Source organism: Gordonia cholesterolivorans, assembly GCF_039531975.1.
Classification (GTDB): domain Bacteria; phylum Actinomycetota; class Actinomycetes; order Mycobacteriales; family Mycobacteriaceae; genus Gordonia; species Gordonia sihwensis.
Genome location: NZ_BAAARB010000001.1, coordinates 19,273 through 33,370 on the forward strand (window position 1 = coordinate 19,273; position 14,098 = coordinate 33,370).

A 14,098-nucleotide genomic window follows, 5' to 3' on the forward strand; every position below is an offset into this window, starting at 1 on the left:
CCATCGATGTCAGGCAGGTGATCGGATGCTCGGACCTCACGAACCGGCGGTCGAAGCGGCGATTCGCGTCGACGGTTTGACGAAGTCGTTCGGCGACGTCCGGGCCCTCGACGGGGTCACGTTCAACGCTCCGCGCGGATCGGTCCTCGGCGTCCTCGGCCCCAACGGCGCAGGCAAGACGACGGTCGTCGACATCCTGTGCACCCTGACCGAACCCGATGCGGGCTCCGCCACCGTCGCCGGACGCGATGTGGTCGCCGACCCCGCCGGCGTCCGCGAGGCCATCTCGATGACCGGCCAGTACGCCGCCCTCGACGAGACGCTCGGTGGCCGCGACAACCTCGTCTTCTTCGGTCGGATGCTCGGCCTCCGGCGGGCGGCCGCACGTGAACGCGCCGATTTCCTGCTCGAACGATTCGACCTCACCTACGCGGCCAAGCGACCCGTGTTCGCGTACTCGGGCGGCATGCGTCGGCGCCTCGACATCGCCTGCGGCCTCATCGTGGAACCCTCGGTCGTCTTCCTCGACGAACCGACGACCGGTCTGGATCCGCGCAGCCGACAGGCGGTGTGGTCGTTGGTGGAGGCGCTCAAGCAGGACGGCGTCACCACCCTGCTGACCACCCAGTACCTCGAGGAGGCGGATCGGCTCAGCGACGCCATCGTCGTCCTCGACCGCGGTCGGGTGGTCGCCGAGGGCACAGCCGCCGAACTCAAGGAACGCGTCGGCGGCACGTTCTGCGAGGCGATCCCCGCAGACCCCGACGACGCACCCCGCCTGCGCTCGCTGCTCCGGGACCGGCTGAGCGCCGATCATCACGTCGCGTCCGGCGCCGACAGTGCCGAGGGGGCCGACAGTGCCGACGGGGCCGTCACGCTCAACGCGCCGAACGGGGTCGACACCATAGCGGAGGTGATCGCGGCCGCCGCCGGCGCCGGCGTCGCCCTGCGTGACATCGGACTGCGCAGCCCCTCGCTGGACGACGTATTCCTGCGCCTCACCGGCGGCCCGCCGGCCGCCGCACCGGAACCGATCCGATGACCCGATCCGGGACTCGATCCGGGACTCGATCGCCTTCGCTCCGCTGGCCCGACCGACGCGACCCGACGGTGATCACGCACGACCACCGGTTCGTCCGGCAGTGGCTGACGATGACCGTCCGAGGCGTCCGTTCGGCCTACGGCGAAGGAGAGTTCGCCGTCGCAATCGCGATGCCGATCGTCTTCGCACTCGGCTTCTACCTGCCGCTCCGGGTGGTGATGAGTGAACAGGGCGTCGACTACGCACAGTTCCTGATGCCGATCATCGTGCTGCAGGCGGTCGCGTTCACCGCCATCGCCGCGGCCCAGCGCTCGGCATTGGACAAGCTCCGCGGAATGAACCGCAGACTGTCGTCGATGCCGGTCGCCGCCCTGGTTCCGTTCACCGCCCGCATGACCACCTCGTTGGTCCGCTCGGCGGTGTCGATCGCGACGGCGCTGCTGTTCGGCGCTCTGCTGGGCTTCGGCTTCTCCGGCGGTGCGGCGGGCGCTGTCGGCTTCGTGCTGTTCGCGCTCGCCGTGGGCGGAGTTCTCGCCATGGCCGCGGACTCGCTCGGCATCCTGGCACGCGGCCCCGAGGCGACCTCTCAGCTTCTTATTCTTCCGCAGTTGGTCCTCGGTCTGCTCTCCACCGGCTTCGTACCCGAGTCGAGTTTTCCGGAGTGGGCGCGACCCTTCGCACGCAACCAGCCGATCTCCCATTTCGCGGCGACGATGCGCGATCTGGCCGACGGCTCGCTCACCGCCGAGACCGCAGCTCCGGCGCTGATCTGGCTGGCGGCGCTGGCCGTCGTCTTCTCCGCGCTCGCCTACCTCGCCCAGCAGAGACGGCGGTCGTATCCGTGACCGACCGAAGCCCGATCCCCGACGCCACCGATATCACCGATATCACCGACATAGTCCACTTCCCTCCGAGAGCGGCATGGGCACCCGAGCGCAGCGGATACGCGCTGTGGCGGGGTTCGGCGATCCAGGCTGAGCGGATTCTCCGCAAAGCAGCCGCCGATCCCGCGACCCTGCTTCAGTCGCTGCTCTTTCCGGCCTTGATGGTTCTGCTGTTCTGGGTGGTACTGGACCGCCCGGTCAGCGCGCACTCCGGCGAATCGAACGCCTTCGGCATGGTCCCGATGTTCGCGCTGATCGGCGCGATGTCCGGGGCGTCGATCAGCGGGCTCGGTCTGCGCCGGGAGCGCACCTCCGGCCTGCTCGCGCGCACCTGGGTGCTTCCGGTGCACCGGGCGTCGGCCATGATCGGCCGGCTGCTGTCGGAGGCGGTGCGGATTCTCATCACCGTGGCCGCCGTCCTGGCTGTGGGTGCCGTCATCGGTTTCCGGATCCACACCGGCCTCCCCGGCGCACTGGGGATCCTGGCCGTCGCACTCGGATTCGGCCTGTCGTTCTCGGTGATGGTCACCGCCCTCGCACTGCTCCGGCCGGAGTCCCGCCTGGTGGAGTGGATTGCCGTCGGAACCAATCTGGCGATGTTCTTCAACACCGGCTTCGTGCCCGCCGACGCCTACCCGGCGTGGCTGCGGCCGGTGGTCGAGTATCAGCCGCTGAGCTGCGCGGTGGAGGCCATCCGCGGGATCTCGACCGGCGGCCAGGTGCTCGGCCCCGCGCTGACGACGGCGGCGTGGTCGGTGGGCCTGCTCGCCGCGTTCAGCGGGCCCGCAGTGGCCGGTTACCGTCGCGCGTCGACCACGCGTTAATCTCTTCAAAATAGGTTAGCCTAGCCATATTTGCGCAAGGAGAGTTCGATGCCCAAGAAGACCGGAACCACCGACGCACCCGTCGAGGTGCCGCCCGTCCACGTCACCGACCGGGTGACGCCGCTGCGCGCGGTCGGCGACGCGACCCGGACCGGCGAGCACTTCGCCTGGGTGGACGTGCGCGCACTGTCGGGGCAGCAGCGCGACGCCGTGGTGGCCGCGGCGCTCAACTACAACATCGACGGAATCCTCACCGACGACGCCGCGTTCCTCGCCACCCTGCCGCCGACCGTCCGCAAGATCCTCATCGCGGGCGATACCGTTCCCCCCGAGGGCACCGAAGGCGCCCGAACCGAGGGCATCGACCTGACCCTCGTCGAGCGCGCGACTCCCGAGACGCTGCCGAGCCACGCCGACGGCGTACACGTCGTGGTCCGCGATTCCGACACGCTCAGCGAGGCCTGCGAATGGGTCCGGCGCATCGGATGGACGCTGCTGACCTTCACCGACCCCACCAAGATCCCCCTCGAGATCGTGATCGCCGCGGCGGAGAACTCCGGCGGTCGCACCGTGACCGTGGTCGACGACATCACCGACGCGGAGATCGTGAAGTTGGTGCTCGAACACGGCTCCGACGGACTGCTGCTGGCTCCCCGCCACGCGGACGACGTCGTGGCCCTGGCCGCGGTCCTCGAACCGTCCGCGGCGCGCGTCGAACTGGCCGAGCTGACGATCACCGGTGTCGAGCACATCGGGATGGGCGAGCGTGCCTGCATCGACACCTGCTCGCTCCTGGAACTCGACGAGGGATGCCTGATCGGCTCGTTCGCCAGCGGAATGTTCCTGTCGTGCAGCGAGACCCACCCGCTGCCCTACATGCCGACCCGGCCCTTCCGATGGAATGCGGGCGCGGTGCACTCGTACGTGCTGGCGCCCGAGAACCGGACCCGCTACGTGAGCGAACTGCGCGCCGGACAGCCGATTCTCGCGGTCCGCAGCGACGGCTCCGCTCGCGAGGTGCTGATCGGGCGCGTCAAGATCGAACGGCGACCACTGATCTCGATCAACGCGCGGTCGGCCGACGGCCGGACCATCAACGTGATCGCGCAGGACGACTGGCACGTCCGGCTGCTGGGTCCGGGCGGTTCGGTGAACAACGTCACCGAACTCAAGCCCGGCGACGTGCTGCTCGGTTATGTGCCACCGGAGGCGCGGCACGTCGGACTGCCGATCACGGAGTTCTGCGAGGAGCGCTGAGGTACGGGGGCGGTCGGGGGCACGGGGGCGGTCGAGGGCACGGGGGCGGTCGAGCCGAAACCGGCCCGACCGCGTCGACCTCAGCCCAGCAGGGGAAGCACCTGTTCGGCGAAGCGTTCGGCCTCCTCCGCGAGCGGCCATCCGGACAGGATCCAGGTGTCCGCGCCGAGCTCGGCCGACAGCTTGCGCAGCGTGGCCGCCACCGTCTCCGGACTGCCGACCAGATAGTTTCCCGAGCCCTTCCCGGCGATGTCGAAGGGAGGCTCCCCCGACGTCCACGTCGTCAGTCCTGCGGCCAGACCCGGCAGGAACTCCAGTTCGTCGCGGCCGGGGATCCGGCCGGCCCGCAGCGCGTCGATCCGCGCCTGCACCTGAGCGTCGTCCGAGGCGATCTCGTCGAGTCCGGGAAAGCCGAACGAGCGGAGATTCCGATCGGCCAGCCGCGCCATCTCCGCGGCGTCGGTCTGCGCCAACTGCCACTCGAAACGTTCCCAGGCCGCCTCGTCGGTGTCGCGGACCACCACGCTGGCCAGCACGCCGCAGGGCAGCTCGCGGCCGCGCTCGCGCGCCGCGGCGCGAGCCGCGTCGAAGGTCCGGACCAGCGCGTCGGGGTGCGCCAGAAAGCTCAAGTACACATCGAGCACCTGCGCCGCGTGCTCGAGCCCGGCCGCCGACGCGCCGGTGCCCCAGATGGGCAGCCGTTCCTGCCTCGGCCCCGGAATCGACGGTTTGTACTGCGGACCGGCGCGGAAGTACTGGCCGTCGACCGCCGAGGGATCGTCGGAGTACATGCGCCGCACGGTCTCCCAGTACTCGGCCGACACCCGGTACCGCTCGTCCTTGCCTTCGAAACGCCCGTATCGAGCAAGGACCGGATCGGCGCCGTTGACCTGGTTCACGATCATCCGGCCACCCGAGTAGTGGTCGAAGACCTGGGCCTGCTCGGCCATGAGCGCAGGCGGCTTGGCGCCCGGATACTCCGGAACGAGGAATCGCAGCCGCTCGGTGGCCGACACGAGGGCGATGGGTTCACGAGCCGTGCAGAGCACCCCGTAGTAGCCGAGCCGGTCGAGGGTCGCCGCCACCGAACGCAGATGCTCCAGCGAGGGCTCCGAGCGATACTCCGGCTGCCACGGCACCTCGCCGTCCATCCCGTTCAGGTACCAGAGGATGCGAGGCGTTCCGGGGCCGTGAGGGCTGCCGGGCATGGGCGGACTCCTGTCGTTTCGTCGGGCACGGGTGCAACCGGTCGGTGCGGTCATGTGCGGCCGGCGGCGTCGTTCCGACCCCGCATGAACAACCCGACCCCGCATGAACACCGACACGGTCGTCTGAAAAGATAGGTTAGCCTAGCCAACTTAACGAAGGATCCACGGTGCCCACTCCTCCCCCGCAGCGCATCCGCACCCGAGTCGCCGTCATCGGCGCCGGCCCCGCCGGATTGAGCCTGGCGCACATGCTGGCGCTCCAGGGTGTCGACGCCGTGGTGCTGGAGCGGAGTTCCGAGGAACACGTCCGTTCGCGCGTCCGCGCCGGCGTGCTGGAGCAGTCCACCGTCGACGTCTTCGACCAGCTCGGCGTCAGCGCCGACCTCCACCGGGAGGCATTGCGACACAAGGGCTTCTACCTGCGATTCGACCGCGCCACACACCACCTGGACTTCCACGCCGACACCGGCCGCAACGCCTTCGTCTACGGACAGGCGAAGGTGGTCGGCGATCTGATCGATGCGCTCCCCGGCCGCGCCGCGCCGGTGATCTTCGACGCCGAGGCCGTCGCCGTCGAAGGCATCGGCACCGACCGGCCCGAGGTCCATTTCCGGACTCCGAACTCGACGGGCGTGGTCGAAGCCGACTTCGTCGCCGGCTGCGACGGCTTCCACGGGGTGGCGCGAGCCACCGCGGAACCGCACGTTCGGACGGTGCAGCGCGTGTACCCGTTCGCCTGGCTCGGCATTCTCGCGCACAGCACGCCGGTCACCGAGGAGGGCATGTACAGCGCGCACCCCGACGGCCTGTCGTTGCACAGCATGCGCGGCCCGCAGTTGTCGAGGCAGTACCTGCAGGTCCCGCACGACACCGACCTCGCCCACTGGTCGGACGAACGGATCTGGAAGGAGCTCCGCCACCGGAGCGCCGCAGACGACGCCGACGAGCTCGAGACCGGGGAGATCATCGAGCGGAGCCTCACCCGCCTGCGCAGCGCGGTCACCGAACCGATGCGGGTCGGTTCCTTGTTCCTCCTGGGCGACGCCGCCCACATCCTGCCGCCGACCGGAGCGAAGGGCCTCAACCTCGCGGTGTCGGATGCGTGCGTCCTCTCCAACGCGCTGGGCGGCTACTACGCGGACCGGCGTACCGACCTGCCCGACGCGTATTCGGCCACCGCGCTGGAGCGGATCTGGCAGACACAGGCGTTCTCCTGGCGGCTCACCAGCGCGCTGCACCGACACGACGACGAATTCGACTGGCCGCTGCGCCGCGCCCGGCTGCAGCGCTGGGTGGCGTCGGAGACCGCGCGCCGCGAACTCGGCGAGGTGTATCTCGGCCTTCCGTTCCCGACCGACTGGCGCTACCGGTGACCCCCGACCGCACTGCGCATCGGCGGCCGCGGGTCGTCGATACCGAAGACGTCCGACAGCCGCCCGGGCACGTCCGCCGCCACGACCGCGTATTCCCGGCGAGAGTCGCCGTCGACCTCGATCATCCGGTAATCGATCCGGCCGGACTCGGGGTCGATGCGGCCGGTCATCGTGCGCCGGCCGGCGTCGACCGGCAGCGTGCAGATCACCGAGCCGGTGAACCTCGACTGCCCGGAGGTGCTGTGCCAACGGGCCATCCCGGCGAACTCATCCAACTCTCGGACCGCAGGGTCGATCCGGTAGCGGGCCGCGCCGGCCGACACGTCGCGGCCGGCCGGGTCGGCGAGATCGATCGGCCGCAGGATCATGTCGCCGCCGAAGCCGACGTCCACCAGCATCGCGGGATCGCCCGGCACCACGACTGCCACGTGACCGTCGGCCGGACCGAATCCCGCTCCCGAATCCACTCGCGCACCGTGCAGAACGGCGGGCACGCCCAGCGCCCGCAGGGCGTACAGCAGCAGTCCGTTGAGTTCGTAACAGATGCCGCCGCGACGGTCGTCCACGAGGCGCTGCGCGATCCGCGCCGGCTCGACACCGACCACGCGCCCGGCGTGGATCCCGAGGTTCTCGAACGGCACCCGCGCGTGCTGAGCCGTGGCCACCGCGCTCACCACCGCTTCGATCCCGTTCGGCAGGTCGGCCTCGTCCAGGCCGATCCGGTCCAGATAGCGAGCGATTCCGCCCCTCGCGCACAGATCCATGCAACACAGGATAGGCTACCCTCATTCACTCTCGAGAGGAGCACCGATGAGGCACTCGGCACCACCGCGCACAGCGTCGCTGTCCGGTAAGACGCTGCGGCTGCGCCGGATCTTCTCCGCGCCGACCGGACGCGCGCTGATCGTCCCGATCGACCATTCGGTGACGGTCGGCCCACTGGGTCGCAAGAACCACGCCGACTGGACCGCCGCGATGCTCGCCGAGGCGGGCGCCGACGCACTCGTGGTCCACAAGGGCCGGGCGCGCCACATCGATCCGGCTCATTTCCGCGAACTGAGTCTGATCGTGCATCTGTCCGCGGGCACCTCGCTGTCGGTGGACACCACCTCGAAAGTCCTGGTCGGTTCGGTCGAGGAGGCGATGGCTCTCGGAGCGGACGCGGTGAGCATCCACGTCAACATCGGATCGCCCACGGAGGCGCAGCAACTCAACGATCTCGGCGTGGTCAGCGACGAGTGCACCCGGCTCGGCATTCCGCTCCTGGCCATGATGTACAACCGGGGAATGGCCGAGACGCCGGGAACCCAGTCGGTCGCGACGCTGTCGCATCTGGCTGCCATCGCCACCGATCTCGGCGCCGACATCGTCAAGCTCGACTACGCGGGCGATCGCGCATCCATGGACGCGGTCGCGGACTCCTGCCCGCTGCCGATCGTTGTGGCCGGCGGCGCCTATCACGACGACGAGTCGGCGATCGAGTTCGGCACCCGGGTGGCCGAGTCGTCGGTGGCCGGGCTGAGTTTCGGCAGGCACGTCTTCGGTGCCCGGAATCCGGCTCGTGTGGCCGCCGCCCTCGCCCACGTGCTGCACACCGGCGACCCCGCCCGTCCTCTCGAAAACTTTGGCTCCCGCACCGGCCTGTGAGACCGTTGCGGGAGCCAAAATATTTCGACTGCGGGCTACACGTACCAGCAGCGGTGGCGGAGGCTGCCGCGGACGCGGCCGAGGAGGTTTCCGGCGTGGAATAGCCACCTGCCGGTCGGCACACCCGTGATCGCGGTGGGCAGCAACGGATTCCGCAGCACCACGTACGCCACCTCATCGAGTGTCCCGTACCACTTCCGCCGCGGCAGCCCGTACGAGCGGTAATCGGAGTACAGACGGACATCGCCCTCGCCGCACATCACCGACTGCTTCCACAGGCCACTGAGCGTGTCGCGGAGCCGATAGGCGACCAGTGCCCCCGGCGCATGGCCCAGCACACCGCCCGCCAACTGGACCCGAATGGTGAAATCCGAGTCCTCGGCCCCTCGGTCGTACGCGGTGTCGAATCCGCCCACCGCGGTGAAGACGTCCTTCCAGACACCGAGGTTGCACGTCGGCGACACCCGCAGGAAACCGGGGAACTCATACGGAGTCTCCGGCGGCAGCATGCCGCGCCAGCGTTGCACGTGCGGGGTGTTGAGGCTGTCGGTCTCCACCGCGCCGCCGACCGCCGAATGCGTCCGCGCGACCGCCGTCAGCTCGGTCAGCCACTGCGGATGCGCGCGGTCGTCGGCGTCGCAGAAGGCGATGAAGTCGCCGCGCGCGGACTCCACCCCGATGTTCCGGGCCACGGACGCACCGCGTCCGGCCGAGGCGTCCACCCGGCGCAACTGCAGGCGGTCGGCGAGCGGGTGGTCCGCGAGATGGTCGGCGAGACCGTCGGTGGACCCGTTGTCGGCGACGATCACCTCGAAGTCGCCGGCGTAGTCCTGCCCGGCGAGCGCCGCCAACTGTTCGTCGATGACCGCGGCCGCGTTGCGCACCGGGATCACCACCGAGACCAGCCGGGGCAGGCCGCGGTCGGGTTCGGCGGGGCGCTCCCCGATCGCCCGCGCGCGGTCGGCGGGCCGCATCGATCGCAGCAGTGTCCGCTTCGGTATCTTTCCCGTCTCCCCGCGCAACGCGGCGCGGGTCCCGGCCGCGGTCAGGTACGCGCGCGCCGGCCGATGGCTGCCGATCAACATCGCGCGGCCTCGGACGAATGTGTCCTTGGCGATCGACACCGCGCACCACAGCGGCTCGCGCCGGCCGTAGCGGCGATACAGGGCGAGCCGGTTCCGCGCGATGTAGTAGTGGCGGAACGGCGCGTCCTGCGAGAACTCGATCGCCTCGCCGTCTGTGCCGCCGCGCGCGCCTTCCCGCATCAACGGACGCATGAGCGGGCGCAGCGGACGCGGCGGCGTCCACCGGGCTCGGTGGCCCAGGCTGTGTTCGATCCGACCGCCGGGAACGATGAGCGCCGGTGCCCCGCGCTCCCGTGCGCGCAGATAGAACTCGGTCTCGACGCAGTCGATGAACAGGTCCTCATCGAACAGGCCGATCGCGGCGAAGAGTTCCGCGGTCACGACCAGGCCGGACTGCAGCGGTTCGAAGGCGAGCGTCAAGCCTCGCTCGGCGAACCAGAAGGGCGCGACGTCGTCGTTGATGAGTGCGGGCGAGACCATCACCTCGGTGAGTCCGAGCGAGGCCGCCAGATGCAGATGGGTGCGGGCACGGTTGAGGTAGTCGCCGTCGATCAGCGTGTCCTGGTCGAGGGTCAGGACGGCGTCGGCCCCGGCGTCCAGTGCCCGCCGCACACCGATGTTCAGCGCGCTGGCGATGCCGGCGTTGCGCGGAGCGCACACCACATGCGCGCCTGCCTCGGCGCACCGGTCCAGGATCGTCCGCACGGCGGATTCCTCACGGTCCCCACGGTCGGCACGGTCGGTCAGGGACGGGGAGCCGTCGTCGATCACGACCACGGATTCGGCCTGCTCAACCGCCCGCCGGACGACGTCCACCAGTCGGTCGGTCGGCTCGAAGGACGTGACGACCGCGGCCACGGTCAGATCAGTCTTGGGGACCGGTGAATCACTCGTCATCTGAATACTCGTCATCACCGGTTCCTTCCTCCGCTCCCGTGTTCGCGGCGAGCGCGGCATGCACGGCCGCAGCCGTGCCGGCCGCGAAGGGCGCACGCATCATCGAATGGTGATCTCCCGGCACACGCACCTCGGTGACGCCCCCGGTCGCCAGAAGTGACCAGGTCGCGGGGTCGTCGGGGTTCGATTCCGCGGCGATCATCGTGACCGACCCGGGGTACGGCGTGGGCCGGTGCTGTCGGATCAACGCTCGTCCCAGATCCCAGAAGACCGTCCACTGCAATGTCGCCGGCAGCCGCCACAGTCCGGCGGTGGCGACCAGGAATCTCATCGCGGCGCGATTCCAGGCACGGTTCCAAGCGGAGAGCCTCCGGGCCCCGGTACCGCGCGCCGGCGGCACAGCAGACGCAGTGACAGTCGCAGCGCCAGTGACAGTGCCGGTGGTCCGCCGATCCGGCAGCGGCAGCGTGTCGCCGGTGTCCGCAGTACCTGCGACCGCATCACCGTCCCGGCCGGCGGCGAGACGAGCGCGCAGTTCCGGCTCGAACAGCGTGTCGATGAGAACGACGTTCGCGCGCTCACCCCGTCCGTGGAGGATCGCGGCCGCCTCGAGCATGACGAAGCCGCCGTACGAGTAGCCCGCGAACCGGTACGGTCCGGCGGGCTGCACGGCACGGATCTCCCGGATGGCGCGGCGGGCCGCGGCGCGGATCGAACGGTCGGCGCGGCCGCGTTGTTCGAGACCGTGTGCCTGCAGCCCGTAGACGGGACCGTCGCCGGGCAGTTCGCGAACCACCGGAAGCAACGCGGCCGCCGGGCTGCCCGCACCCGCCGCGAAGAACAGCGGCACCCCGGTGCCGTCGCGCAACCGGCTCAGCGTGCCGCGCGCCGCGGTCTGCGCGCGGTCGCGGTGCGCGTCGTCGAGCAGCACCGCCAGGCCCGCGACCGTCGGTGTCTCGGCGAACTCGGCCGTCGAGAGGTCGACGAGCCAGCGGTCGCGAAGATCGGCGAGCATGCGTGCGGCGGCGAGCGAATCACCGCCGAGCGCGGTGAAGTCCTCCGACCGGCCCACTTCGTCGAGCCCGAGCACTGTGCACCACAGCGCGGCCAGTGCGGCTTCGGTGGGACCGCGGACGGGCTCGATCACTCGTTCGGGAGGCGGCGGCAGAGCGGCGCGGTCCACCTTGCCTCGTTCGGTGCGCGGGAACTCGGTGAGCACCACGATGTGCCGCGGCGCCATCCACTCCGGCAGCGAGTCTCGCAGCGCCGCACGTACTTCCGACGGCGCGGGCGCCCACGTCGCCGGATCCACGGCGAGGTAGCCGGTGAGTTCGCCGGCGTCGCGATCGGCGACCACCGCGGCGTCCACCGCCCACGGCAGTTGCCGCAGCGCGAACTCCACTTCGGCGGGCTCGACTCGGTAGCCGCGCACTTTGATCGCGTCATCGAGCCGGCCGAGAAGGAGGAGGTCGCCGGTCTCGTCGAATCGGCCCAGGTCGCCGGTGTAGAAGCGGGTGCGACCGTCGTCGAGGCGGACGAAGCGATCGGCGGTCAGCGCCCGATCGCGGTGGTAGCCGGCAGCCAGATACCGGGACTCGACGACGATCTCGCCGGTCTGACCCACCGGCACATCGTCGCCGTCGTCGCCGACGATCCGGATGCGCTTGCCCGCTGCCGGCGTGCCTGCGGCCAGCGGCCCGGGCACCACCGCCCGATCGCGCGGGAACAGGTTGAAGGCGAGGTCGCCGGTCTCCGACGACCCCGACCAACAGCAGAAGGTGCCTCTCGACAGGACGGTGCGGCGTGCGAGTTCGACGTCGCTGTGGTGCGACGGCTCGCCGCACACCGACAACAGCCGGAGGTCGTTGAGCCCGCCCGTCCTGCCGGCGCCATCAGCGCCGGGGCTTCCGGCGAGCCAGGCGCGCAACAGCGACGGAGTGGCGTGCGCGGTGGTGGCCGCTTCGCGATCGAGCCAGTCGCGCAGATCGGCGGCGCTGCGCCTCCGCACGTCCCAGAGCAGCATCGTCGCACCGTTGATCAGTGTCATCACCAGGCAGTCGAATCCGGCCCCGAAGCTCAACGGCAGAAGCACTGCGGCTCGGTCGTCGGGGCGAAGACCCATGAACTCCCGTCCGTCGCGCGCCTGGTTGGTCCAGCCCCGCTGCGTGTGGGCGACGCCCTTCGGCCGCCCCGTCGATCCCGACGTGAAGATGAGCACCGCGATGTCGCCCGGTGCGGGCTCGGGAACCGGTTCGGGCGCGGCCGGGAGCGCTCGGATCTCGGCCGGGCTGAGTTCCCGCGCGCCGGAGAGTTCCAGAATGTGGCCTCGTCGGTCGTCCGGCAGAAAGGGATCGAGCAGCACCAGTGGCCGGCCCGAGCACAACACCGCCAGGATGGCGGCGACCGAATCGATGTCGGACTCCGTCTCGACCGCGACCGGGCGATCGCGGTCGGGTACCGCGGCGGCGATGGCGCGGCCGCGGTCCTGCGCCCGAGCCGCCAGTTCGGCATAGGTGATCGAGCCGTCCGGGGTGCGGACCGCCACCGCCTCCGCGCGGGCCGCGGCCACGGCCAGCCACTGCGCGACCACCGTCTCGCCGGCCGCATCCCGCACCGCCTGCAGGTGCGACTCCGCACGCCTCGGCTGGATCGCGGTCTCTGCCGAGGTCATCGGTCCAGCCCGGCGGCGATCGTCGGCCAGGACCGGTGCAGCTCGTCCTGCCAGTAGTTCCAGGAGTGGGTTCCAGTGGGGCGCAGATGCACGGTCGCCGGGATGTTCAGCGACCGCAAGCGCTGCGCCATCGCGGCCGTGCATGCCGACGTGGCGGCCTCGAGGGCACCGCCCACCAGGATCTGATCGGCGATCGGCGGCGCCCCGGGTGCTTGATGTTCGGGAGTGTCGTAGCGTCCCGGCAGCCCGCTGCCGCTCGACAGATACAGCGTGAGCCCGCGCAGGCCGGCCGCGTTGACGTACGGGTCGTTGCGAGTCCACCCGGGCGAACCGGCCGGTCCCCACATGTTGGTCGCGTCGGCGCCCGCCGCGGTGTACACGATGCCGCGCACGGCGGCTTCGCCTTCCGGTGTGCTCGTGCGTGCGCAGCCGCTGTACGACGCGACCGACCGATACAGCCCCGGTCGCGCGATCGCGAGGTTGAAGACCGATGTGGCCGACATCGACAGTCCGGCCACGGCGCGACGGCCGTCCGAGGCCAGGGCGTCGTCGACGACGGGCGGCAGCTCGCGAGTCAGGAACGTCTCCCATTGCGGCCGGCCGATCTTCGGGTCTCGTGACACCCAGTCCGTGTAGTAGCTGCCGATCCCCTTCTCGGGGATCACGACGTTGACGTGCTTGCGGGAGAAGAACTCGAGCGCATCGGTCTGCGCCAGCCAACTGGCCCCGTCCTCGCCTCCGCCGGCACCGTTGAGCAGATACAGCGTCGGCGCATGCTCCTCATTCACCGGCGGTCGGAGCACCAGCAGCGGGATGTCGCGATTCATCGACTCCGAGTGGACGGTCATCCGCCACAGCGTCTTGTCCAGATGTTCCAACGCAACGAGCGATCCCGTCGTCTGCACTGGCGCCGCCACAGCTGTCGGCGCTACCGCGAAAACCGCTGTCACCAGCCCCGTCACGGCCGCGGTCGCCATCGCGGCGACTCGGATTCGGCCGGATCGGCCCCGCTTGATCTTCCTCATAGCTAGGTAAGACTAACCTAATAGTCTGGGTGATCTCGCGCGACGTCCAGGGAGAGAACAGACGTCCGGAGAGAACAGAGGCGTACGAGAAGGCGAATCGCAGGCCGCCTTGGTACCAGGCCCGTCACGACTCCCGGTGTCATGGTGCCCGGTGGGCCCTGCGAGTGCTGTGGCAGAATCGTCTC

Annotated in this window: 11 protein-coding genes; 6 read left to right on the forward strand and 5 right to left on the reverse strand. The window is 70.1% G+C overall.

Annotated features, from left to right (window positions below; all coding sequences use genetic code 11):
• The first annotated feature begins 25 nt into the window (after window positions 1–25).
• The 4 genes from ABFX36_RS00020 (at window position 26) to ABFX36_RS00035 (ending at window position 4,007) form a co-directional block, all read left to right on the forward strand.
• Window positions 26–1,042: an ATP-binding cassette domain-containing protein gene (locus tag ABFX36_RS00020; protein ID WP_346074645.1), complete on the forward strand. Its 1,017-nt coding sequence runs from the start codon at window positions 26–28 to the stop codon at window positions 1,040–1,042.
• A gap of 68 nt (window positions 1,043–1,110) precedes the next feature.
• Window positions 1,111–1,887, forward strand: coding sequence for an ABC transporter permease (locus ABFX36_RS00025; RefSeq protein WP_346074646.1), 777 nt, complete (start codon window positions 1,111–1,113; stop codon window positions 1,885–1,887).
• Entirely contained in the window at window positions 1,884–2,750 is an 867-nt protein-coding gene (locus tag ABFX36_RS00030; RefSeq protein ID WP_346074647.1) for an ABC transporter permease, read from the forward strand. The genes ABFX36_RS00025 and ABFX36_RS00030 overlap by 4 nt, the downstream gene beginning before the upstream one ends.
• Window positions 2,751–2,798: 48 nt before the next feature.
• Complete coding sequence (locus ABFX36_RS00035) at window positions 2,799–4,007, forward strand: 3-dehydroquinate synthase II family protein (RefSeq protein ID WP_006897715.1); 1,209 nt, start codon at window positions 2,799–2,801, stop codon at window positions 4,005–4,007.
• 80 nt (window positions 4,008–4,087) lie between these two features.
• On the opposite strand, the gene ABFX36_RS00040 is transcribed toward ABFX36_RS00035, so the two are convergent.
• A complete protein-coding gene (locus tag ABFX36_RS00040) occupies window positions 4,088–5,215 on the reverse strand; it encodes an LLM class flavin-dependent oxidoreductase (protein WP_346074648.1) in 1,128 nt (375 codons plus the stop codon).
• Between the two features lie 167 nt (window positions 5,216–5,382).
• On the opposite strand from ABFX36_RS00040, the gene ABFX36_RS00045 reads away from it, so the two are divergent.
• Window positions 5,383–6,588: a 4-hydroxybenzoate 3-monooxygenase gene (locus ABFX36_RS00045; protein WP_346074649.1), complete on the forward strand. Its 1,206-nt coding sequence runs from the start codon at window positions 5,383–5,385 to the stop codon at window positions 6,586–6,588.
• Here the strand turns inward: ABFX36_RS00045 and ABFX36_RS00050 are convergent.
• Window positions 6,579–7,352: an arylamine N-acetyltransferase family protein gene (locus tag ABFX36_RS00050; RefSeq protein WP_346074650.1), complete on the reverse strand. Its 774-nt coding sequence runs from the start codon at window positions 7,350–7,352 to the stop codon at window positions 6,579–6,581. The genes ABFX36_RS00045 and ABFX36_RS00050 overlap by 10 nt on opposite strands.
• A gap of 46 nt (window positions 7,353–7,398) precedes the next feature.
• Here ABFX36_RS00050 and ABFX36_RS00055 point away from each other — a divergent pair, with 46 nt between their 5' ends.
• Complete coding sequence (locus ABFX36_RS00055) at window positions 7,399–8,235, forward strand: 2-amino-3,7-dideoxy-D-threo-hept-6-ulosonate synthase (protein WP_346074651.1); 837 nt, start codon at window positions 7,399–7,401, stop codon at window positions 8,233–8,235.
• A 35-nt stretch (window positions 8,236–8,270) separates the two neighbouring features.
• On the opposite strand, the gene ABFX36_RS00060 is transcribed toward ABFX36_RS00055, so the two are convergent.
• The 3 genes from ABFX36_RS00060 to ABFX36_RS00070 are packed head-to-tail and all read right to left on the reverse strand — an operon-like array spanning window position 8,271 to window position 13,913.
• Window positions 8,271–10,232: a glycosyltransferase family 2 protein gene (locus ABFX36_RS00060; RefSeq protein ID WP_346074652.1), complete on the reverse strand. Its 1,962-nt coding sequence runs from the start codon at window positions 10,230–10,232 to the stop codon at window positions 8,271–8,273.
• Window positions 10,207–12,888: an AMP-binding protein gene (locus ABFX36_RS00065; RefSeq protein ID WP_278126422.1), complete on the reverse strand. Its 2,682-nt coding sequence runs from the start codon at window positions 12,886–12,888 to the stop codon at window positions 10,207–10,209. The genes ABFX36_RS00060 and ABFX36_RS00065 overlap by 26 nt, the downstream gene beginning before the upstream one ends.
• Complete coding sequence (locus tag ABFX36_RS00070) at window positions 12,885–13,913, reverse strand: alpha/beta hydrolase (RefSeq protein WP_278126421.1); 1,029 nt, start codon at window positions 13,911–13,913, stop codon at window positions 12,885–12,887. Before ABFX36_RS00070 ends, ABFX36_RS00065 begins: the two co-directional genes overlap by 4 nt.
• Between the last annotated feature and the right edge of the window lie 185 nt (window positions 13,914–14,098).